At 62.3% G+C, this 21200-nt stretch carries 18 protein-coding genes and 1 pseudogene; 13 read left to right on the top strand and 6 right to left on the bottom strand.

Going from position 1 to position 21200, the window contains the following annotated elements; genetic code table 11:
• Nucleotides 1–154 precede the first annotated feature (154 nt).
• The 3 genes from rpiA to gor all read left to right on the top strand — a co-directional run bounded on the left by rpiA (nucleotide 155) and on the right by gor (nucleotide 3024).
• Entirely contained in the window at nucleotides 155–886 is a 732-nt protein-coding gene (rpiA, locus tag NKI96_RS14990; protein WP_023726579.1) for a ribose-5-phosphate isomerase RpiA, read from the top strand.
• Complete coding sequence (locus NKI96_RS14995) at nucleotides 873–1508, top strand: DUF2059 domain-containing protein (RefSeq protein ID WP_352804996.1); 636 nt, start codon at nucleotides 873–875, stop codon at nucleotides 1506–1508. The genes rpiA and NKI96_RS14995 overlap by 14 nt, the downstream gene beginning before the upstream one ends.
• Nucleotides 1509–1632: 124 nt before the next feature.
• Nucleotides 1633–3024 (top strand): glutathione-disulfide reductase, encoded by a 1392-nt coding sequence (gor, locus tag NKI96_RS15000; RefSeq protein WP_352804998.1) that lies wholly within the window; start codon nucleotides 1633–1635, stop codon nucleotides 3022–3024.
• A 74-nt stretch (nucleotides 3025–3098) separates the two neighbouring features.
• Here the strand turns inward: gor and mgtE are convergent.
• Nucleotides 3099–4422 (bottom strand): annotated as a pseudogene (gene mgtE / locus NKI96_RS15005) (magnesium transporter).
• Nucleotides 4423–4758: 336 nt separating this feature from the next.
• Nucleotides 4759–6645 carry an ABC transporter ATP-binding protein/permease gene (locus NKI96_RS15010; protein ID WP_023696128.1) on the bottom strand — a complete coding sequence of 629 codons (1887 nt, stop codon included), beginning with the start codon at nucleotides 6643–6645 and terminating at the stop codon, nucleotides 4759–4761.
• A gap of 631 nt (nucleotides 6646–7276) precedes the next feature.
• On the opposite strand from NKI96_RS15010, the gene NKI96_RS15015 reads away from it, so the two are divergent.
• Nucleotides 7277–7684: a hypothetical protein gene (locus NKI96_RS15015; RefSeq protein WP_196813629.1), complete on the top strand. Its 408-nt coding sequence runs from the start codon at nucleotides 7277–7279 to the stop codon at nucleotides 7682–7684.
• A gap of 6 nt (nucleotides 7685–7690) precedes the next feature.
• Here NKI96_RS15015 and NKI96_RS15020 read toward each other — a convergent pair whose 3' ends face one another.
• A complete protein-coding gene (locus tag NKI96_RS15020) occupies nucleotides 7691–8371 on the bottom strand; it encodes a DsbA family oxidoreductase (protein ID WP_023755261.1) in 681 nt (226 codons plus the stop codon).
• A gap of 49 nt (nucleotides 8372–8420) precedes the next feature.
• Nucleotides 8421–10241, bottom strand: coding sequence for an extracellular solute-binding protein (locus NKI96_RS15025; protein WP_023726575.1), 1821 nt, complete (start codon nucleotides 10239–10241; stop codon nucleotides 8421–8423).
• A gap of 260 nt (nucleotides 10242–10501) precedes the next feature.
• Between NKI96_RS15025 and NKI96_RS15030 the strand changes: the two genes are divergently transcribed.
• Nucleotides 10502–11125 (top strand): invasion associated locus B family protein, encoded by a 624-nt coding sequence (locus NKI96_RS15030; protein WP_023668972.1) that lies wholly within the window; start codon nucleotides 10502–10504, stop codon nucleotides 11123–11125.
• An 81-nt stretch (nucleotides 11126–11206) separates the two neighbouring features.
• Here the strand turns inward: NKI96_RS15030 and hspQ are convergent, their stop codons facing one another.
• Complete coding sequence (gene hspQ, locus NKI96_RS15035) at nucleotides 11207–11530, bottom strand: heat shock protein HspQ (protein ID WP_023668971.1); 324 nt, start codon at nucleotides 11528–11530, stop codon at nucleotides 11207–11209.
• A 224-nt stretch (nucleotides 11531–11754) separates the two neighbouring features.
• Here hspQ and NKI96_RS15040 point away from each other — a divergent pair, with 224 nt between their 5' ends.
• Nucleotides 11755–12717: an AEC family transporter gene (locus tag NKI96_RS15040; protein WP_023741221.1), complete on the top strand. Its 963-nt coding sequence runs from the start codon at nucleotides 11755–11757 to the stop codon at nucleotides 12715–12717.
• Here NKI96_RS15040 and NKI96_RS15045 read toward each other — a convergent pair.
• The gene (locus NKI96_RS15045; protein WP_352805002.1) at nucleotides 12694–13905 is read right to left on the bottom strand and encodes a UbiH/UbiF family hydroxylase; all 1212 of its coding nucleotides are present in this window, start codon (nucleotides 13903–13905) and stop codon (nucleotides 12694–12696) included. The two genes, NKI96_RS15040 and NKI96_RS15045, sit on opposite strands and share 24 nt — an antisense overlap.
• 95 nt (nucleotides 13906–14000) lie before the next feature.
• Here NKI96_RS15045 and NKI96_RS15050 point away from each other — a divergent pair, with 95 nt between their 5' ends.
• From NKI96_RS15050 to NKI96_RS15080, 7 genes are all read left to right on the top strand, one after another.
• Nucleotides 14001–14888: a DUF2182 domain-containing protein gene (locus NKI96_RS15050; protein WP_352805005.1), complete on the top strand. Its 888-nt coding sequence runs from the start codon at nucleotides 14001–14003 to the stop codon at nucleotides 14886–14888.
• A 14-nt stretch (nucleotides 14889–14902) separates the two neighbouring features.
• On the top strand, nucleotides 14903–15517 hold the full coding sequence (locus tag NKI96_RS15055; protein WP_023688484.1) for a DUF1326 domain-containing protein: 615 nt from the start codon (nucleotides 14903–14905) through the stop codon (nucleotides 15515–15517).
• Nucleotides 15514–16344 (top strand): phosphatidylcholine synthase, encoded by an 831-nt coding sequence (gene pcsA / locus NKI96_RS15060; RefSeq protein WP_023668966.1) that lies wholly within the window; start codon nucleotides 15514–15516, stop codon nucleotides 16342–16344. The genes NKI96_RS15055 and pcsA overlap by 4 nt, the downstream gene beginning before the upstream one ends.
• A gap of 18 nt (nucleotides 16345–16362) precedes the next feature.
• Entirely contained in the window at nucleotides 16363–17340 is a 978-nt protein-coding gene (locus NKI96_RS15065; protein ID WP_352805008.1) for a quinone oxidoreductase family protein, read from the top strand.
• Nucleotides 17341–17549: 209 nt separating this feature from the next.
• Complete coding sequence (locus NKI96_RS15070; RefSeq protein ID WP_352805109.1) at nucleotides 17550–19127, top strand: ABC transporter ATP-binding protein; 1578 nt, start codon at nucleotides 17550–17552, stop codon at nucleotides 19125–19127.
• Entirely contained in the window at nucleotides 19124–20248 is a 1125-nt protein-coding gene (locus NKI96_RS15075; RefSeq protein WP_031193354.1) for an ABC transporter permease, read from the top strand. Before NKI96_RS15070 ends, NKI96_RS15075 begins: the two co-directional genes overlap by 4 nt.
• Complete coding sequence (locus NKI96_RS15080) at nucleotides 20248–21168, top strand: ABC transporter permease (RefSeq protein WP_023668962.1); 921 nt, start codon at nucleotides 20248–20250, stop codon at nucleotides 21166–21168. Before NKI96_RS15075 ends, NKI96_RS15080 begins: the two co-directional genes overlap by 1 nt.
• Nucleotides 21169–21200: the final 32 nt, after the last annotated feature.

Below are 21200 nucleotides of genomic sequence, written 5' to 3' on the forward strand. Positions count from 1 at the left end.
GCCTGTCCTGTGGCTGATGCATTGCAGGCAGGCGATAGCGGCTGCGCTTCTTTCAGGCAAGCCGGTGCGAGCCAAAGTCTTTGACCCTGCGGGCAAAAGTGCTAGGAGCGCGCATCCAGAAAAATCAGAACCAAGCCAAATCCCCGGGGCGAGCATGGATGCGAGGCAGTTGAAGGTCGAGGCCGCGCGGGCTGCCCTTGCCCATGTCAGCGACGGCATGCGCATCGGCATCGGCACCGGGACGACGGCCGACGAATTCGTGCGGCTGCTGGCCGAAAAGATCGCCGCGGGCTTGACCGTCATCGGCGTGCCGACGTCGGAGCGCACTGCAGCCCTTTGCCGCGAACTCGGCGTGCCGCTGTCGACGCTTGAGGAAACGCCCGAGCTCGACCTCACCGTCGACGGCGCCGACGAGATCGACGCGGCGCTGACCCTGATCAAGGGTGGCGGCGGCGCGCTGCTGCGCGAGAAGATCGTCGCGGCGGCATCTCAGCGCATGATCGTCATTGCCGATCGCTCGAAGATGGTCGACACCCTTGGCCGGTTTCCCTTGCCGATCGAAGTCAACCGGTTCGGCCTGCGCGCGACCGAAATCGCGGTCGCGGCAGCGGCCAAAAGTCTCGGCCTTTCCGGCCCGGTTACATTGAGGATGACGGGGGGCCAGCCTTTTGTTACAGACGGCGGCCATTTTATCCTCGATGCATCTTTTGGCCGCATTCCGGATACAAGAGCGCTTTCGAATGCTCTCCATGCCATTCCTGGTGTGGTCGAGCATGGTCTTTTCATCGGGCTGGCGTCAGCGGCCATCATCGCCGGCGGCGACGGCATCCAAACCGTCCATGCCGCCCGAAAACCAGGGAGTTCTACCGATCATGATGTTGCATAACCGGGTTCGCAATCTTTGCGCCGTTCTGACGGCTTCGGCCGTTTTCGCCTTCTCCTCCCCGGCGTTCTCGCAGGAGATCACGGAATCGCATCTGAAGGCGGCGCGGGCGGCGGTCACGGCAATCCACGCGACCGACTCGTTCGACAACATCCTGCCGCAAGCGGCGGCCTCGCTCGAGCAGCAGCTTATCCAGAAGAACCCTGATATGCAGGAGCTGATCGGCAAGACCGTCAGCGAAAAGGCACTGGCGCTGGCCTCGCGCCGTGCCGATCTGGAGAAGGAAGCAGCGCTCGCCTATGCCAAGGTGTTCTCCGAGAAGGATCTCACCGACATCGCCGCCTTCTACAATTCCGATGCCGGCAAGAAGCTGCTCGACAACGGCCCCAACGTGACGCGCGAACTGGTCAAGGCCGCCGACATCTGGCAGAACGGCCTGGCGCGCGATCTCGCCCAGCAGGTCGGCGAAACGCTGGCAGCCGCCGCGAAGGCCGCTGCCCCGGCCGCGCCTGCGCCGGATAACGCAACTGCCCCCGCCGATGGCGCTGCACCTGCCGATGGCGCTGCACCTGCCGACGGCGATGCGCCCGCAGACGGTGACCAGCCGGAAGCGCCGAAGAACTAAGACGTCTGATTTCGCCACCGGCATCCTTGCCGCTGGACCAGAAAGCCCGGTGGAAACCGGGCTTTTCTTTTGGCTTCATGCGGCCTACCTGTCTCAAACATTTCTTGAGGCAAGGAACAGCAGCATGGCCGGTTACGACTACGATCTCTTCGTCATCGGCGGCGGCTCCGGCGGGGTGAGGGCGGCGCGCGTGGCGGCAGCGCTCGGCAAGCGTGTCGGCATCGCCGAGGAATACCGCTATGGCGGCACCTGCGTCATCCGTGGCTGCGTGCCGAAAAAACTCTATGTCTATGCCTCGCAATTTTCCGAGCATTTTGCCGACGCCGCCGGCTATGGCTGGACGGTGCCGGAGGCGAGCTTCGACTGGCCGACGCTGGTCGCCAACAAGGACCGCGAGATTGCCCGTCTGGAAGCGATCTACGAAAAGAACGTGAAAGGCGCCGGCGGCGAGACGTTCCACTCGCGCGCCATGCTGGTCGACCCGCATGTCGTGCATCTCCTGGGCGATGACCGCACCGTCACCGCCGACCAGATCCTGATCGCCACCGGCGGCCGGCCGGCGCCGCACCCGGCGCTGCCCGGTCACGAGCATTGCATCTTTTCCAATGAGGTTTTCGACCTCAAGCAACTGCCGAAGGCGATCATGATCGAGGGCGGAGGCTACATCGCCGTCGAATTCGCCAATATCTTCCATGGCTTGGGCGTCGACACCACGCTGGTCTATCGCGGCAAGGAGATACTGTCGCGCTTCGACATGGACCTGCGGCACATGCTGCACGAAACCATGGAAAAGAAGGGGATCAAGATCCTCTGCCACGCCGTGTCGGAATGGGTCCGCAAACGGCCGGACGGCAGGCTGGATGCGTTGGTCACCGGCGGCAAGGTGCTGACGATCGACCAGGTCATGCTCGCCATCGGCCGCCTCCCAAACACCGAGAATATGGGCCTGGAAGGCGTCGGTATCGAGCTCGGCATAACCGGCGCCATCGTTGTCGACCAGTATTCCCGCACCAACATCGACAACATCTGGGCGATCGGCGACGTCACCAACCGCGTGCAGTTGACGCCTGTGGCGATCCACGAAGCCATGTGCTTCATCGAGACCGCATTCAAGGGCAATCCGACCGCGCCCGACCACGACACCATTCCGACCGCCGTCTTCTCACAGCCGGAGATCGGCACCGTCGGGCTGTCCGAGGACGATGCCGTCAAGCGCTACTCCGATATCGAAATCTACCGCGCCACATTCCGGCCGATGCGGCACACGCTGTCGGGCCGCGACGAAAAGATGCTGACGAAGCTGGTGGTCGATGGCGCCACGCGAAAAGTGCTCGGCGCGCACATCCTCGGGCCGGACGCCGGCGAGATGGCGCAGTTGCTCGGCATTCCGCTGAAGGCCGGCGTCACCAAGGATGATTTCGACCGCACCATGGCCGTCCACCCGACGGCAGCGGAGGAACTGGTCACCATGTACAAGCCCACCTACCGCGTGAAGAACGGCGTGCGGGTCGATTGACGCCCGCGCGCTCGATCTTGAAGAACCCCCCATGGCAGCCGCTGTTGCCACCGCGATGGGAGGCCTGAAGCTTATTACAACAAAGTGCCGCGCAGGATGACCAGCGCCACCGAGAAATAGATCACCAGGCCGGTGACATCGACCAGCGTGGCGACGAACGGCGCCGAGGCGCCCGCCGGATCGAAGCCGATCCGTTTCAGCGCGAACGGCAGCATCGACCCCGACAGCGAGCCGAAGGTGACGATGCCGACGAGTGCTGCCCCCACGGTCGCCGCGATCAGCGGCCAATGCGGCCCATAATCGTAGAAGCCCATATATTGCCAGAGCGCGATGCGGCAGATGCCGACCACGCCAAGCATGGCGCCGAGCACGAAGCCGGTGGGCAATTCGCGCAACGCCACCCGCCACCAGTCGCGAAGGCCGATCTCGCGCAGCGCCAGCGCGCGAATGACGAGCGAGGTCGCCTGCGAACCGGAATTGCCGCCCGAGCTCATGATCAGCGGGATGAACAGAGTGAGCACGATCGCTTTTTGCAGTTCGCCTTCATAGCTTTGCATGGCATTGGCGGTCAGCATCTCCGAGATGAACAGCGCGCACAGCCAGCCGCCGCGCTTCTTGATCATCGCGAGAAAGCTCATCTTCATGTAGGGCTCGTCGAGCGCCTCCATGCCGCCGAAACGATGCGCGTCCTCGGTCGTCTCCTCGATCATGGTGTCGAATGATGTCGTCGATGGTGACGATGCCGAGGATCTTGCCGTGGTCGACGACGGGAACCGCGAGCAGGTCATATTTGGAGATCGTCTGCGCCAGTGTCTCGCGATCGGTCAGCGGCGTCACCGTCACCGGGGCGCGATCCGGCGCCACCGACAGGATCGGATCGTCCGGCTCGCCGGTGATCAGCCGGCGCAGGCCGGTCGAGCGCACCAGCACATGCGTGTCTGGATCGACGATGTAGATGGCGTAGACGGTCTCCCGCGTCCGCTCCACCTTGCGGATGTAGTCGAGCGTGCGCCCGACGGACCAGTCCGACGGCACGCTGACGAATTCGGTCGTCATGATTGAGGCGGCGCTGCCTTCGGGATAGCCGAGAATGGAAAGCAGCGTTGCCCGCAGCGGCGGGACCAACCCGCCGAGCAGCTCGGAGCGCGTCGGCTCATCCAGCTCTCGCAGAATATCGGCGGCGCGGTCGACCGACATGGCGGTCAGCAGCTTGCACGCCTTGGCGCGCGGCAGCGCCTCGGCCAGATCGGAGGCGCCGTCGAGTTCAGGCTGGTCGAAGATCTCGACCAGCCGCTCGAACGGCATTTCGCAAAGCAGTTCTATCGCGGTATCGCGAGCTTCCCGGTTCAGGGCCTCGACGACATCGGCGACGTGATCATTGGCAAGGATACGCGCGATAGCGACGGCATCGTCGCCCGCTACGACGGGGGGTAAATTCGTTCATGGCTCACTCCTTGCCGTCCGGCGGGACGTGAGCCGTTAGAGGTCACATCGAGGCGGACGGCGGTTGCGTTCGACTACTGTCGCCAGGCATGGCGCGGTGACCTTTCTGCTCGCGGGTTCGAGTTGGAATTCAGCGAGCGGGCGCAACATAGGAGCGCATCTTGGCGAGTCAATCGCGGGGGTGGCGGAAAACAGCCGGGAGCCGGCCCAATCGCGAGACTGTGATGATTATTGAAGGGGGAGGGAGCGAGTGCCCCGCCGCCAGTGGCGGAACGCGCTTCGGCGTGGCTGCTATTTCTGCTTCAGCCGGCGTGAAAAACGCATCCATTTGTCCTCGACCGGCCGCGGCTGCGTAAGGATGGTGGTGAGCTCGCGCGGAAGGTTCGGAACAAGCGGCCTCTTGGTGGCGACGCCGTCGGCGATCGCGACCACGCTATGGTAGAATTCCTCGCCCGAGGCCGAACGTGGCGGCACCGCCTCATGCATGATGCTGATCACCGTGACATCGGGACAGTTGTCCTTGATGGCCTGGTGGAAGGCGATCTTGCCATCCGGATCGAGCGCGCCGGTCGCTTCGTCGAGGAACAACAGTCCCGGTTGCTGCAGCACGATGCGGGCCACGACCAGCTTCTGCTTCTGGCCGCCGGACAGCAGCTGGTCCCAGATCTTTCCCTCGCGGCTTTCATCGGCCATGTGTTCGATGAAATCGCCAAGGCCGGCCTTGTGCAGGGCTGCCGCGACCTGCGCATCGCCATAGTCGTCCTCGGAGCCGGGCAGGCACACCAGCTGCTTCAGCGACACCAGCTGCAGCTTGACCTCCTGTGCGGCATAGAAGCTCCTCACACCGTCAGGGAAGACGATGGTGCCGCGGCCATAAGGCCACAAGCCGTTGATCGCCTTGATCAGCGAAGTCTTGCCGCAGCCGGATTCGCCCTTGAGGAATGCCCACTCGCCGCGCCGAAAGCGCAGATTGGCTGCGCTCAGGAACGGCGTGGCGTCTTCACCCTGATGCGCCAGTTCAAGCTTCTGGATGGTCAGGCCGAAGACCGGGTTCTGGCTGGCATAGTGGAAATCGGAACGGCCGGTCTGGCTGTAGAATTCCTGCGGCTGTTGGACGTTTTCAATGGCGTGCGCCAACTCGATGACGCGCTGGCTGTTGGCCCGCAAGGTGGCGAGACTCGGCATGACATGGATGAACCAGGAACATTTGCTGATCAGCGCGTTGACCTGCTCGGAACCGGTTATGTAGCCCTTGAGGTCGACGCCGTTGTGGATGAACGGCACCAGACCAGGTCCGTAGGCGACAACTTTGGCCCCGACGAAATTATAGACCGATTCGAATCCCGCATAGAGGGTGTTGACGATGTTGAGCTTCGACCAGGTGGTATCGATATCGAGATAGAGCCGTCCATGTATCGTCTTTTGCACGTCTTCGCCTTGCGACGCCGACACATGGAAACTGCGGCGCAACAAGGTGATCAGCTCGCTGCGATAGGTGCCTTCGGCCTTCTGCATCCTGACATTGAGCCACTCCAGCATTCCGCCGAGTTTGATCGCGATCCAGGTATTGACGGGCACATAGATGGCAACCGCCAGCAGAGCGAGGACGGCGCTGCCATAGCTGCCGAGGGCATCCAGGCCTTTTACCTCCACGGAATTCGCCAGCAAAGCGCCGCCGACAAAATAAAGTGAGGTGAAGACGCCGAAGACACCTTGGGCAAGCCCGATGGCGCCGCCCGCCATGTCTTTGATGGATTCCTGCACGCGCTGATCGATGTTGTCGGGCGCTGGCGCATCTGGCGAGCCATTCTGAGCGTGGTAGTGAGTATGGTTGGTATCAAGCAGCGCCGCATTGAAACGCGCGTTCAACCAGGCGCGCCATTTGCGATGCAATGTCGCCGATACAAATTTGCAGGCGCCTATGATTCCCATGTCCTTGAACACGACCAGCAGCACAAGCAGGCCGGCATTGGTAAGCACTGATTCAAGGGGCGTGGTATTCGCGGCGTCGTGGAAAAAAGCGATTGAGGCTGCCAGTTCGCCCGCCAACACGGTAAACCAGACGTCGGCCTTGCTCGACAGGGCTATGATGAGTGCGAGGACGACGGTGAGAGCCCAGGCCTCTCTCCACCGGTCCGAGAACCAGTAGGCCCGCATCAGTCCCCAGAAGGTCCGCATCGACGATACTGGCGTCAGGGGCGACGGCCCGGCGGGGGCGTCGCGGTTCCAAAGTGCCGATATTGAACGTCGCGGTCTGTCGACCCGAATCACAATCCCGCCCAAACCTTTTTAGTTTTGTTACGGATAGTAACACCAATTGATCATTTTCTATGAATTTTATCCCGGCGAATGTGAAGCAGCCCACCCGCCGTTGCCATGAGGCAACAGTTGGTGCTGCGAGACCGCCGTCTTTGGGCCGAATTTGTCCTTTGTTTCAAGGTGTTGCGAGAACGCTCAGATGTGCGAATATATTCCCTGAGGGAAGGCTCATACACGGCTTTGTGACCAAAAGGCCTGCCCGTCGGCCGGTTTTCCCACCGCGCGCTAACCGGATCGCCCGAAAAATTGCCGTCCGTGATCGCCCCAGGCCGCCCGAATCATTTCACCGGCCATCATGGTTGGGCACGCAAGATCGTCGCTCCTGCACGGCGACTGCTCATGAGTTGGCCCACGCTTTTTAGCTGCAGCTCAACACCGTTTGACAATCAAGCGCACTGGAATGAACCTTGCCGGGCACTGTCGGCACCGATGCATGTCCGGTCCCCAACAAGGAAGCTCCCCAATGCTTGCACGCGCAGCCGTTCCCGCAATGGTGACGCTCTTTGCCTGGCTGCCTCTTGCGCATGCCGTCAGCCAGACCATTCCGGCAAGCGCCGAAGGGCAAATCGAGTTCAATGCTCCGTCCGGCAACATCGGCTGCATCTACACGCCGAAGGGCGGCACCAGCACCTACGAACCACAGGATGGCGGTCCGGAACTGAGCTGTTCGCGCGTCGAGCCCAGCTACGTCACCGTGATCCTTGGGCCGAACGGCCCGGCGACCTTGATCAAGAATCCGGGAGAGCAGGGCTGCTGCAGCGATGTCGCGAAGCTGGCCTATGGCAACAGCTGGAGCAAAGGGCCGTTTACCTGCCAGTCGTCAACCAAGGGACTGACCTGCACGGGCAGCAACGGGCATGGCTTCTTCCTCAGCAAAGCCAAGGTGACGGTGAAATAACTTCGGTCAGCCGGCCTTTTCCAGCTCGCCCTTGGCCTTTGCAGCCGCGACCTGGCGGATGGCATCCGTCAGCGTGTCGGGGTCCTGCGCGCCCATGACGGCGTATTTGCCTTCGAGCAGGAAACACGGCACGCCGGTGATCCCCATCCGCGATGCCGTGGCGATTTCTGTGCGCACCTCCTCGACGTCGGCATCGGTCGGCAACAGCGTTTCGACCACGGCAGCGTCCATGCCTGCCTCGCGGGCGGCATCGACCAGCACGGCGTGGTCGCCAATATTGCCGCCTTCCTCGAAATACAGCTGGAACAGCCGGCGCACGAGCCGGTTCTGCACGGCTTCACCGGCGGCACCGGCCCAGCGGATGACACGATGCGCGTCCAGCGTGTTGGCGGCCACCTTGATGGCGTCGAAAGCGAAATCGATGCCTTCGGCTTCGCCGAGCGGCTCTATGCGGGCATGCATCTGACGGATGCGCTCGTCGCTGCCGAATTTGGCCAGCATGTATTCGCGCCGGTCCTTGCCCTCGGGCGGGATGGTCGGGTCGAGCTGGAACGGCCGCCAGCGCACATGAACCTCAACGTCGCCGGCAGCGGCAATCGCTTTATCCAGCCGCTTCTGGCCGACGAAGCACCAGGGGCAGACGACGTCGGAAACCACGTCGACGGTAATGGAATTGTCATCGCTCATCTTGATCTCCTGCAGCCGAACGTTTCAGCGAGACCGATCTCGGCCACGCTCAGTTCGGCTTGCGCCACCAGGTCGGCCATTGATAACCGAATATGGGCGTCTTTTTGGGATGGTCCAGGTAATTCCAATAAGCGAGCCATTGCTGCGCGTTGTACTGCATCGGCACCATGTAATTGCCGGAGATCAGCAATCGGTCGAGCACGCGCACGGCGGCGACATAGTCTTCCTTGGTCCGTGCTCTCAGCATCGCGTCGATCGCCGCGTCGACCGCCGGATCGGCGACGCCGGCCAGATTGAATGAACCTTCTCTTTTGGCCTCTGAAGAACCCCAGCGAAGGTTCTGCTCCATACCGGGAGACAGCGAGTTGCTGAACCCGCTCGACCCGACAAGAACCTCAAAGTCGAAACGCTGCTTGCGCGACTGGATCTGGTCGGCCTCGAGGCTGCGGATGGTCACCGCGATGCCGATCTTTTCCAGCGAGCGCTGATAGATGGCGGCAAAGCGTTCCTCGTCCTGCGAGGCCGTCAGGATCTCGAAACCGAACGGGTTTCCCTTTGGGTCCAGCAGGACCCCGTCCTTGACGGTGTAGCCCTGGCTCTTCAGCAGGTCGAACGCCACCTTCAGCACCTTACGGTCCTGGCCGGTGCCGTCATTCACCGGCGGGCGCCAGCTGCCGTCCATGACATCGGCCGGCACGCGGCCGGGGTAGGGCGCCAGCAGCGCCTTTTCCCTGTCGCTGGCGGGATGGCCGAGCGCAGAAAGTTCGGAATTCTGCCAGTAGCTCATCGTGCGCGTGTACTTACCGCCGAACAGGTTCTTGTTGGCCCATTCGAAGTCGTAGAGCATGCCGAGCGCGCGCCGCACCTCCGGATTGGAAAACTTCTCCAGCCGCGTGTTGAACAGGAACCCGGTCACCACGGGCGGTATGCCGGTGTCGAAGGTCTCGGCGATCACCTCGCCGCGATGAAAGGCGGGAAAATCGATATCGCGCTCGCGCTTGACCGGATCGCCCTCATCGTAAATGGCGCAGATGCCTTTCTTGAACGCTTCCGTCTTGGCATTGGCGTTGAGGAAGTACTCGATGGTGATCTGGTCGTAATTGTCGAAGCCGCGCTTGGAAGGGATGTCCTTGCCCCAGTAATTCGGATTGCGCTTGAAGACGATGCGCTGTCCCGGCTGCACCTTGTCGATGGTGTAGGGACCGCTGCCGATCACCGGCTTCAGCGTCGTCTTGTCGAAGGTATCCTTGTTGAAGGCGTGCTTTGGGATGATCGGCGTCAGCGCGATGATCAAGGGGGTCTCGCGATTGGCCTTGTCGTTGAAGGTGAAGCGCACGCTGTGATCGCCGGTCTTTTCGAGCTTGGCGATCAGGCTCATGCGATCCCTGTAGGGCGGGCGGCCCTTGTCGGTGAAGACATCGTAGGTGAACAGCACGTCATCCGGCGTCACCGGCTCACCGTCCGACCACTTCGCATTTGGATTAAGGTGGAATTCGATCGATTTGCGCTCCAGGTCCATATCGGCGCTGTCTGCGAGCAGGCCATAGAGGGTGAAGGCCTCGTCGTAGTTGCGCATCATCAACGGCTCGAAGACGAGATTGCCGAAAATGAGGTCCTGCATGCCGCGCGCCGTGGTGCGCAGGCTCTTCAGGATGAACGGGTTCAGATTGTCGAAGCTGCCGACGACGCAGTAAGTGATGTTGCCGCCCTTGGGCGCATCGGGATTGACGTAGTCGAAATGCTGGTAGTCGGCTGGCAGCGCCGGCTCGCCCTGCATGGCGATGGCATGTTTCGGTTCCGACATCGCCACGCCGGGTGCAAAGGCGAAGAACGAGATTGCGGCGATCAGCCAAACAAGAATGCGGCCCATGACCGTCTCCTTACTGGGCGGCTTGATGATTCGGAGTGCACCCTAACATGGCGCCGCGGCGCTCCGGCCAGATACATTAATCCAAATCGCACGACCCAAATTGCGAGGCCAAGAATTGCAGGCGGCGGGCTGGATTCGGCTGCTCATGCAGTGTAACACGCGCTCCGAAGTCATTCTGTTGCCTCAATTCGGCAACAGGTAGCAGGACCACACGGCGCGAAGAAGCCGGTCCCGGGATCATTTGAGAGGAAATGCACGACATGACGAGCCTGAACAGCAACGCATACCGCCTTTCGGTCCTGGCCGCGGGCGTGGTCGGCTTTCTGGGCGCCGGACTTCCCACCGCTTCGGCACAGCAACAGATTCCGCAGGGTTGGTTCAAGGCCTGCACCAAGCAGGAAGATGTCGACATCTGCAATGTCCAGAACATCATCACTGCCGGCAACGGCCAGTTCGTCACCGGCGTCAGCCTGATCGAGTTGAAGGGCAAGGTAAACCGCAAGGTCTTCCAGGTCACGGTTCCCCCAGGTCGCCTGGTGCCCCCCGGCATCGCCCTGCAAATAGACGCCGGCAAGGCGACGAAGCTGGATTATGTCATTTGCTTCGCCGACCGTTGCGTTGCCGAAGTGCCGCTGACCGACGCGCTCGTCGCTTCCTTCAAGAAGGGACAGGCGATCACGCTGACCTCGATCAACTTCCAGAGTCAGCCAAATCCAATCAAGGTTGCCTTGACCGGCTTCAGCGGCGCCTTTGACGGCGCGCCGCTGCAGCAGTCGGACATCGAGGACCGGCAGAAAAAACTTCAGGATTTCGTCGTCAAGAACAACCAGGACTTCGCCAAGAAGCTCAAGGACGAGCAGGCCAAGGCCAAAGCCGCCAACTAATCGCCGGGACAGATACCGGAGCGACAAAAAGCGGGGTCATGCCCCGCTTTTTTGTTGTCGTCACGTCGATGCAAGGTGATGTCAGTGTCTCGACTGGCGTTTTGGCTCATAGCGTCCGTCGGGCCGCTTGTCGAACATCTCGCCGATCTGTGGATGCCGGACCGGTTCGCCCGATTGATCCTCGAGCAGGTTCTGCTCGGAGACATAGGCGATGTATTCGGTTTCCGAATTCTCGGCGAGCAGATGGTAGAACGGCTGGTCCTTGCGCGGCCGCACGTCGGCCGGGATGGCTTCGTACCATTCGTCGGTGTTGGCGAATTGCGGATCGACATCGAAAATGATGCCGCGGAACGGAAACAGCCGATGACGAACCACCTGTCCGATCGAAAATTTGGCCGTTTTCATCATACTCACCACTAAGCCTCTAGAGCGCCCGGCGTCCCCTCGAATGTGCGAAGAGCGCTCTAAGACTTTGAATTTACACACACCGTGGCCAAAAATCGAGCCCGACTTAGGTCTGGGATCAGGCTTTATTTGGCGCAGATAGCGTGTCAGTTCAATGCCGAAGCGCTTGACGCCTGATGAAGCTACGGGCTAGCCCAGTCCCGGGGTTTCGGGCCAGGGCAAAAATGTCTGACATTGTCGGTCTTGTTCTTCCGTTCTTCGGGCTGATTTTCATCGGCTTTCTGGTCGCGCGCATGACCAGGCAGCCGCTGGAAGCGCTTGGCTGGATGAACACCTTCATCGTCTATGTCGCGCTTCCTGCCCTGTTCTTCCAATTGCTGGCCCGCACGCCGTTCGAACAGTTGACCGAATGGCGCTTCATCTTCGGCTCGGTATTTTCCACCTACACGATCTTCTCGATCATGTTCGTATGGTCGGTGACGGCGTCGCGCGGCGAGATCGCCCAGTCGACGATCAAGGCGCTGGCCGCGGCCTACGGCAATATCGGCTATATGGGGCCGGGGCTGGCGCTGCTCGCCTTCGGCGAACAAGCGGCGGTCCCCGTTGCGCTGATCTTCTGCTTCGAAAATATCATGCATTTCGCCATCGCGCCGATGATGATGGCGCTGTCGGGCGACGACAAGACATCGCCGTGGCGGCTCATCCTCGGCGTAGTCAGGAAAATCGTCCTGCACCCGTTCATCATCGCGACCGCGCTTGGCGTCGGCGCCGCCTATCTCGGCTTTCACCCACCGCAGCCGGTCGATCGCCTGCTCGAATATCTGTCTCGGGCGGCCGCCCCTTGCGCCCTGTTTGCCATGGGCGTGACGCTTGCGCTCCGGCCCCTCAACCGCGTGCCGCATGAGTTGGCGTCGATCGCGGCGCTGAAGCTGATCCTGCATCCATCGCTCTGCTACGTCGTGCTGAGCTGGATCGGGAACTTTTCCGAAATCTGGGTTTTTTCAGCCGTGCTTTTGGCGGCATTACCGACCGCAACTAACGTCTTCGTTATCGCCCAGCAATATGGCGTCTGGGTGCAACGCGCCTCGGCCAGCGTGCTGATCACCACCTGTCTCTCGGTGCTGACGGTGACCGGGCTGCTCTACATGATCCGCCACGGCATCTTACCGCCGGACCTGTTTCCCTGAACCGCCGGCAAGCGCCGCAAAGCCGCTGCCCGGCCTCAAGCCTTCGCGCATGAAAAAGGCGCGCAGCGGCGCGAAACTGCCGAGCACATTGAGGCCGGCGCTGCGTGCCATCTGCGCCGGCAACATGTCCGACAGCAACGACATGTTAAGCAGATTGACCGCGCCCGAACGCGCCAGAACGTCGGGACGGCGCCTGGAATCATAGGCGGCCAGGGCCTTCGCGGCGCCGGGGTCGCCGCGATTTTCACCAGCGATTCCAATCAGATCCTCGATGTCCCTGATGCCGAGGTTGAGACCTTGGGCTCCGATCGGCGGGAATACATGTGCAGCCTCGCCGACCAGCGCCACCCGGTTTTGCGCGAAGCGCCCCGGTGATGCCGCTGATAGCGGGTAAATTTGTCGGCCGGGCTCGACCGACACCCGGCCCAGCATCGACTGCATCTGCTGCTCGACACGCTCGGAAAGCGTCGCGTCATCGAGTGCGGCGAGGTCCTTCGCCGTCTCCGGTTTCACCACCCAGACGAGGCTGGAGCGGTTGCCGGGCAACGGCACCTGGGTGAACGGCCCGGTCTCTGTGTGGAACTCGGTCGAGGTGAAGCCGTGTTCGCTGCGATGGCCAAAATTCAGCACCAGCGCCGCTTGGCGGTAGGATCGCACCGAGGCCACTATGCCTGCCGCCTCGCGCGCCGGCGACAGGCGCCCATCGGCAGCGACCGCAAGCGCGGCCGAGACTTCGCGACCATCAGTCAAGACGGCATGCGCCTGATCGGCGTCCAGACGCCAACTCTCGACCATCGACGTCAGCCATTCGATGCCGGGATGCGCCGCGACGGACTTGGCCAGCGTCGGGTTCAGCGCACTGTTGGGCAGGTTGAGCCCGAACTGCTCCTCGCCGATCTCTATGGCGCGAAAAGTCACCACCGGGCTGCGGATCAGCCGGCTGGTCGCATCAACGATGCGCATGACCTTCAGCGGCGCGGCCTTCGGCGCAAGTTCGGCCAGCACGCCCAGCCGATCGAGAACCTTGAGAGCAGGGTTCATCAGCGCCGTGGTCCGGCCATCGGGCCCGCCTGCTTCGGGTCCGACCAGGGTTACCGGAAAGCCCGCCTCGGCGAAACCGAGCGCCGCGATCAGTCCGGCAGGGCCGCTGCCGGCTACCAGTATCCGTGCTGTCTCGCGATGATCCAAATTGGACTTCCAGTTTGCGATGCAGGTGTCTACCCATGGATATAGGTCAGACCATGCGGCTTGATCAACGCGGCGATTAGGCTCATTCGGTTGTCATGACCGGCCAGCAGGACGATTTCAGCCATCTCGACCGCGCCGGCCGCGCCACGGCAAGCCTGGCCCGCAGCCCCCGCCTGACGGTCAACATCGCCATCGTCGGCGGCATTCTGCTCGCCTGGTTCATTCTCGGCGCCATGGCGATCCGCGGCGCCGAAGGCCGGCTCCCCGGCGTACCAGGCGATGTGGTCCTGCGATATCTGCCGCAACTGCCGCTGCCGGATGTCCTCGACCGCTTCTTCGGCATGTGCCTGACGCCCGCACCACTTGATGCCGGCGGCGCACAGCTTCTGGCGTTGATCGTGATGTGGTTTTCGATGGCTGTGGCGACGATGCTGCCGTCGGCGGCGCCGATGATCCGTACCTATTGTGAAATCGCCGACACCGCCCGCATCAAGGGCGAGCCGGTGGCCCACCCGCTGGTCCTGGTTGCCGGCTACCTCTCGACATGGCTTGTCGCCTCTATCGGCTTCGCGGTGCTGACGTTGCTCGTCCACGCATTTGCGTCCTCCGCTCGATTGCTCGATCCGGTGAGCGGCCTTGCCGCGGCGGCCGCGCTGCTGGTTGCCGGCCTCTACCAGTTCAGCAGCCTCAAGCAGGCCTGCCTGACAAAATGCCGGAACCCGTTCTCGACACTGTTTTCCAACTGGAGCGCGGAGCCGGGTGGCATCTTCCGGCTAGGGCTGAAGCAGGGCCTGTGGTGCCTCGGCTGCTGCTGGGCGCTGATGCTGGTGATGTTTGCCGTCGGCGCGATGAACGTGTTCTGGATGGCGCTGATCGGCCTGTTCACCTTGATCGAAAAACAGACCACCGGCAGCCTTCCAACCCGAGTGGCCGGTGCGATACTGCTTGTCTGGGCAATCGCCCTGCTAGTAGTCTCGGCATGACGGGGGATAATTCCATGGCAGAGCAAGGCTGGGCAATGAAAGGAGAGCTCGTGCTCTCCTGCAATTGCACGGTTTTTTGTCCTTGCGTGCTGTCGCTTGGCAGCCATCCGCCGACGGAGGGTTATTGTCAGACCTGGGCGGGCTTCCGCATCGACGCAGGCCATTTCGGCGAGGTCGACCTGTCCGGCCTCAATCTCGGTCTGGTCATGGAAATCCCCGGCTATATGAGCCGCGGCAACTGGACCGCAGGCCTGTTCATCGACAAGCGAGCCTCCGTCTATGCGGTGAAAGCGCTGACCAGGATCTTCACCGGGAAGGCCGGCGGAACCACCGCGCTGTTGTCGATCCTTGTCGGCAAGTTCCTCGGCGTCGAGCAGGTGCCGATCACCTACGAGACGCGTGACAAGACCCGTATTTTCCAGATACCGAAGATCATCGACGGGGCGGTCACACCGATTCCCGGCAAGGATCGCGAGAAGGATACCGTGATCGGCAACTCGGAATACTGGATCGCGCCGGAGATCATCGTGGCCAGGTCCGACAAGAGCAAGATGCGGGCTTTCGGCCGCAACTGGAACTTTGCCGGCCGCTCGGCCGAAATCTGCAAACTGGATTGGCGGGGCCCGTGAGCAAGAACACAACCGCCAGAAACGCCGCCAAAAAGATCACCGACCGGATTCCGAGGCCGAAGAAGAAGGTCACCTGGCCGCAGGCGCGGGCATTCTCGGTGCATCTGTTGACCGCGTCTGGCTCGTTCCTGGCCTTCCTGTCTCTGGTGGCGGCAAGCGAGCAACGCTGGACGGCGATGTTCTGGTGGCTGGGTCTGGCGCTGTTCGTCGACGGCATAGACGGGCCGATCGCGCGCAAGCTCGAGGTCAAGGAGATTTTGCCGACCTGGTCGGGCGAACTCCTCGACAACATCATCGACTATGTCACCTACGTGCTGATCCCGGCCTTCGCACTCTACCAGCGCGGCTTCATGGGCGAAGGGCTGTCTTTCCTGTCGGCGGCCATCATCGTGGTGTCCAGCGCCATCTATTATGCCGACACCGGAATGAAGACGAAGGAGAACTTCTTCAAAGGCTTTCCGGTGGTCTGGAACATGGTCGTGTTCACGCTGTTCGTCATCGAGCCGGGACAGTGGGTGTCCTTCGGCGTCGTCGTGGCGGCCGGCATCCTCACCTTCGTGCCGATCAACTTCATTCACCCCGTGCGGGTGGTGCGGCTGCGGCCAATCAATCTTGGCATGACGCTGCTCTGGTGCGCTTTCGGTGCGCTGGCGCTGGCGCAGGCGGCCCTTGCCGCCTTCTACGACCAGATCGGCGTTTTGGGCGAACAGGTCAGCGTCTTTACCAAGGTCGGCATCACCATCACCGGACTTTACCTCGCCTGCATCGGCGGTATCATGCAGTTCTTCCCCAAACTCGGCGCCAAGCCGGACACTAAGAAAGCCTGACCGCAGGAAAGCCCACAAATGTCCAAAGCAATCCGTATCCACGCCCATGGCGGTCCGGAAGTCCTGACCTATGAAGACGCCGATCCGGGACAACCCGGCGCCGGGCAGATCCTGGTCAGGCACACCGCGATCGGCCTCAATTTCATCGATGTCTATCACCGCATCGGCCTCTATCCGCCGCCCGGCGGCTTCCCGCTGATCCCGGGCGGCGAGGCGGCAGGTGTGGTTCTCGAGGTCGGCGCAGGCATCGACTGGCTGAAGCCGGGCGACCGCATCGCCTATGCCGTCAATGTCGGTGCCTATGCCGAACAGCGCATTGTCGCCGCCGACCGCGTGGTCAAGGTACCGGACCGCATCAGCGACGAACAGGCCGCCGGCATGATGCTTAAAGGCATGACGGCGGAGTATCTGTTGCGCCGGACCTTCAAGGTGAAGGCAGGCGACACCATCCTGTTTCATGCCGCCGCCGGCGGCGTCGGGCTGATCCTGGGACAATGGGCAAAACATCTCGGCGCCACCGTGATCGGCACGGCAAGCTCAACCGACAAGATCGAGCTCGCCAAGGCGCATGGCTTCGACCATGTCATCAACTACAAGGAGCAGGATTTCGTCGCCGGCGTCGCCGCCATCACCGGCGGCAAGAAATGTGACGTCGTCTACGATTCGGTCGGCAACGACACATTCCCGGCCTCGCTCGACTGTCTGAAGCCGCTCGGCATGTTCGTCTCTTTCGGTCAGTCCTCTGGACCGATCCCGCCATTTTCGATGTCGCTGCTGGCGCAGAAGGGCTCGCTGTTCGCTACCAGGCCGACTTTGTTCGTCTACAACGCCAAGCGTGAAGACCTCGAAGTCTCCGCCGCGGCATTGTTCGACGTGGTGTTGAGCGGTGCGGTCGAGATCAAGATCAACCAGCGTTATGCTCTGAAGGACGCCGGCAAGGCGCAAGCCGATCTCGAAGGGCGCAAGACCACGGGCACGACCATACTGATCCCCTGATCTGCCTTGCTTTCAGCGTTTTGCCGCGACGCCAGGCACTGTTTGCACGAAAAACCGGGCGATCGGTCTGTTGTACGAAGCAGGTCGGTCTTTACCCCTTGAGTTTCCGCTGAAATTCTTGAAGCTCTTTCAAGGTGGGTGCTGCTTTCGCACGAGAGCGGCCAGCGCATACCATGCTGGCGGGAACACAGAACATGTCCGGGAACCGGATGGGAGGCACTGTGAGTGCAGATCACGATGGAGCGAACCTGCTTGAGGTTCGTGGCCTGACCAAGATATTCGGCACGCTGACGGCGTGCGATCATATCGACCTCAACATCGCCAAGGGCGAGATCCACGCGCTGCTTGGCGAAAACGGCGCCGGCAAGTCGACGCTGGTCAAGATGCTGTTCGGCTCGCTGGAGCCCAATTCCGGCGAGATATTCTGGAACGGCGAAGCGGTGCGGATCACCAGTCCGGGCATGGCGAAGAAGCTCGGCATCGGCATGGTGTTTCAGCACTTTTCGCTGTTCGAGGCGCTGACCGCGGCCGAGAATATCGCTCTGTCTCTGGATGACGGCTCACCGATCAGCTCGATCGCGGCCAAGGCGAGGGCGCTTTCCTTCAGCTATGGCCTGCCGCTCGATCCGGACTCGCTGGTCGGCGATCTCTCGGTCGGCGAACGCCAGCGCATCGAGATCATCCGCTGCCTGTTGCAGACGCCGCAGCTCATCATCCTCGACGAGCCGACCTCGGTGCTGACGCCGCAGGAAGCCGACAAGCTGTTCGAAACGCTTGAGCGCCTGCGCTCGGAGGGCAAATCTATCCTCTACATTTCGCACCGGCTGGAAGAGGTCAAACGCATCTGCGACCGCGCCACCGTGCTGCGTCACGGCAAGGTCGTCGGCCATTGCAATCCGCGCGAGGAAACGGCTTCGTCGCTGGCTCGCATGATGGTCGGCAACGAGGTGAAGGCCGTGGTGCGTGCGCCGGCCGAAGGCATCGAGACCGCGCAGCCGCTGCTCGAAACCCGCGCCCTCAGCCGCAAGCCGGCAACGCCGTTTTCGATTCCGCTGAAGAATATCAACCTCACTGTGCGCGCCGGCGAGGTGATCGGCATTGCCGGTGTCGCCGGCAACGGCCAGGGCGAGTTCTTCGAATCCGTGTCCGGCGAGGTGCTGCAGCAGGACGCCGCATCCGTGCGCATCCGCGGCAAGGATGCCGGCTCGCTCTCGATCACAGGCCGGCGGCTGATGGGCGCTGCCTTCGTACCGGAAGAACGCCTCGGCCATGGCGCCGCGCCGCGCATGAAGCTTTCGGAGAACCTGCTCCTGTCGCGCCACGCCACCGACGGCAAGGTTTTTGTCGGCACCGGCGGCACGGTCAAAAGCGGTGCGGTCTATGCCGCCGCCCAGCGCATCATCGTGGCGATGGATGTGCGCAAGAGCGCGCCCGATCCGGAAGCCGCGGCCCTTTCGGGCGGCAATCTGCAGAAATTCATCGTCGGTCGCGAACTCGACCGCAGCCCTGCCGTCATGGTCGTCAACCAGCCGACCTGGGGCGTCGACGCCGGTGCCGCCGCCCACATCCGCCAGGCGCTGATCGAACTGGCGCGCAGCGGCTCGGCAGTTCTGGTCATCAGCCAGGACCTCGATGAGCTGTTCGAGATTTCGGATGCGATCGCGGTCATGCACAATGGCGAATTGTCGAAACCGCTGCCGATCGCCGAGGCAACTTTCGAAAAGATCGGCCTGTTGATGGGCGGCGCCGAGCCCGGCCACGCCGAACATGGTCTGGAGACGGCATGATGCGCCTCGAACTCGTCAAACGCCCGCAGCGCTCTATGCTCTTTTCGGCGCTGTCGCCTTTCATCGCCTTCGCCCTAACGATCATCGCCGGCGCGGTTCTGTTCGCGCTGCTCGGCGTCAACCCGCTGAGCGCATTTGAGATCTATTTCATCGAGCCGATCAGCCAGGTCTGGCAGCTGCATGAGCTGGCGATCAAGGCCGCGCCGTTGATCCTGATCGCGGTCGGCCTGTCGGTCTGTTACAAGGCCAACATCTGGAACATCGGCGCTGAGGGACAGTTCATCCTCGGCGGCATTTTCGGCTCGGCCATTCCGGTGCTGTTTCCCGGGTTCGAAGGCCCACTGGTGCTGCCGCTGATGCTGTTGTTCGGTATGGTCGGCGGTGCCGCCTATGCAGCAATCCCGGCTCTCTTGAAGACGCGCTTCGGCACCAACGAAATCCTGACCAGCCTGATGCTGGTCTATGTCGCCCAGCTTTTCCTCGACTGGTTGGTGCGCGGCCCCTGGCGCGATCCACAGGGCCACGGTTTCCCGCAGACGATCCAGTTCAATGACTCGGCGGTCCTGCCGGAACTGATGCCGGATGCCGGCCGCGCCAATTGGGGTTTTGTCTTCGCGCTTGTTGCAGCCGTGCTGATCTGGGTGCTGATGAGCCGCCTGCTCAAGGGTTTTGAGGTCCGCGTGCTCGGCTCCAGCCCGAGGGCAGGGCGCTTCGCCGGTTTCGGCCTCAACCGCATGGTGTTCTTCGCCTTCCTGCTGTCAGGCGCGCTGGCTGGGCTTGCCGGCATTTCGGAAGTCTCCGGCGCCATCGGCCAGCTACAGCCGGTGATCTCGCCCGGCTACGGCTTCACCGCCATTATTGTCGCGTTCCTCGGCCGGCTCAATCCGCTCGGCATCGTCGCCGCCGGCCTGGTGCTGGCGTTGACCTATCTCGGCGGCGAGGCGGTGCAGAGCGCGCTCGGCATTTCCGACAAGGTGGCACGCGTGTTCCAGGGCATGCTTTTGTTCTTCGTGCTCGGCTGCGACACGCTCATCCACTATCGCATCCGTCTGGTCGGCATGGCGCTGACGAAAAGCGCGGCGAAGCTTGAAGCCGCGCCGAAGTTGAAGGAAGCCCGCTGATGGACATCGCCGTCAACATCCTTTTGACCATCGCCACGGCGGCGACGCCGCTTTTAATAGCGGCCATCGGCGAACTGGTGGTCGAGCGCTCCGGCGTGCTCAACCTCGGCGTCGAAGGCATGATGATCATGGGCGCCGTCGGCGGCTTCGGAGCCGGCTATCTCACGGGATCGCCCTGGATCGGCCTGTTGGCGGCAATTGCCATGGGCGCGGTGTTCTCGCTGCTGTTTGCGGTGATGACGCTGTCGCTCGCCACCAACCAGGTGGCGACCGGCCTGTCGTTGACGCTGCTTGGCCTCGGCCTGTCCGGCATGATGGGGACCAGCTTCGTCGGCCAGCCGGGCGAGCGGCTGCCAAACCTCTACGTTCCGGTGCTCACCGACATTCCCGTCGTCGGCAGGCTGTTGTTCGGCCAGGACCCGATCTTCTACATCTCGATCGCGCTGACGGCGGCCGTCATGTGGTTCCTGTTCAAGACCCGCACCGGCCTCACCCTGCGCTCGATCGGAGACAGCCACACATCGGCACATGCGCTCGGCATCAAAGTCATCCGCTACCGCTATCTCGCGGTCATCTTCGGCGGCGCCTGCGCCGGCCTTGCCGGCGGCCACCTGTCGCTGGTCTACACGCCGCAATGGGTAGAGAACATGAGCGCGGGCCGCGGCTGGATCGCGCTGGCGCTGGTCGTCTTCGCCTCCTGGCGTCCGTGGCGCGTGCTGGCCGGCGCCTACATCTTCGGCGCGGTGTGGATCGGCCAGCTTCATGCACAGGCATTTGGCATTCCGGTGCCTTCGCAGCTGCTTTCTTCTCTGCCCTATCTGGCAACCGTCGTGGTTCTCGTTCTAATCTCGCGCAACAAGCGTCTGACGATGATGAACACGCCGGCTTCCTTGGGGCAGCCATTCGTTCCGGATCGTTGACAACAAAAACAAACGGGAAGCTCCAAGGCTAA

The organism is Mesorhizobium sp. M0292 (genome assembly GCF_040321695.1).
Classification (GTDB): Bacteria; Pseudomonadota; Alphaproteobacteria; order Rhizobiales; family Rhizobiaceae; genus Mesorhizobium.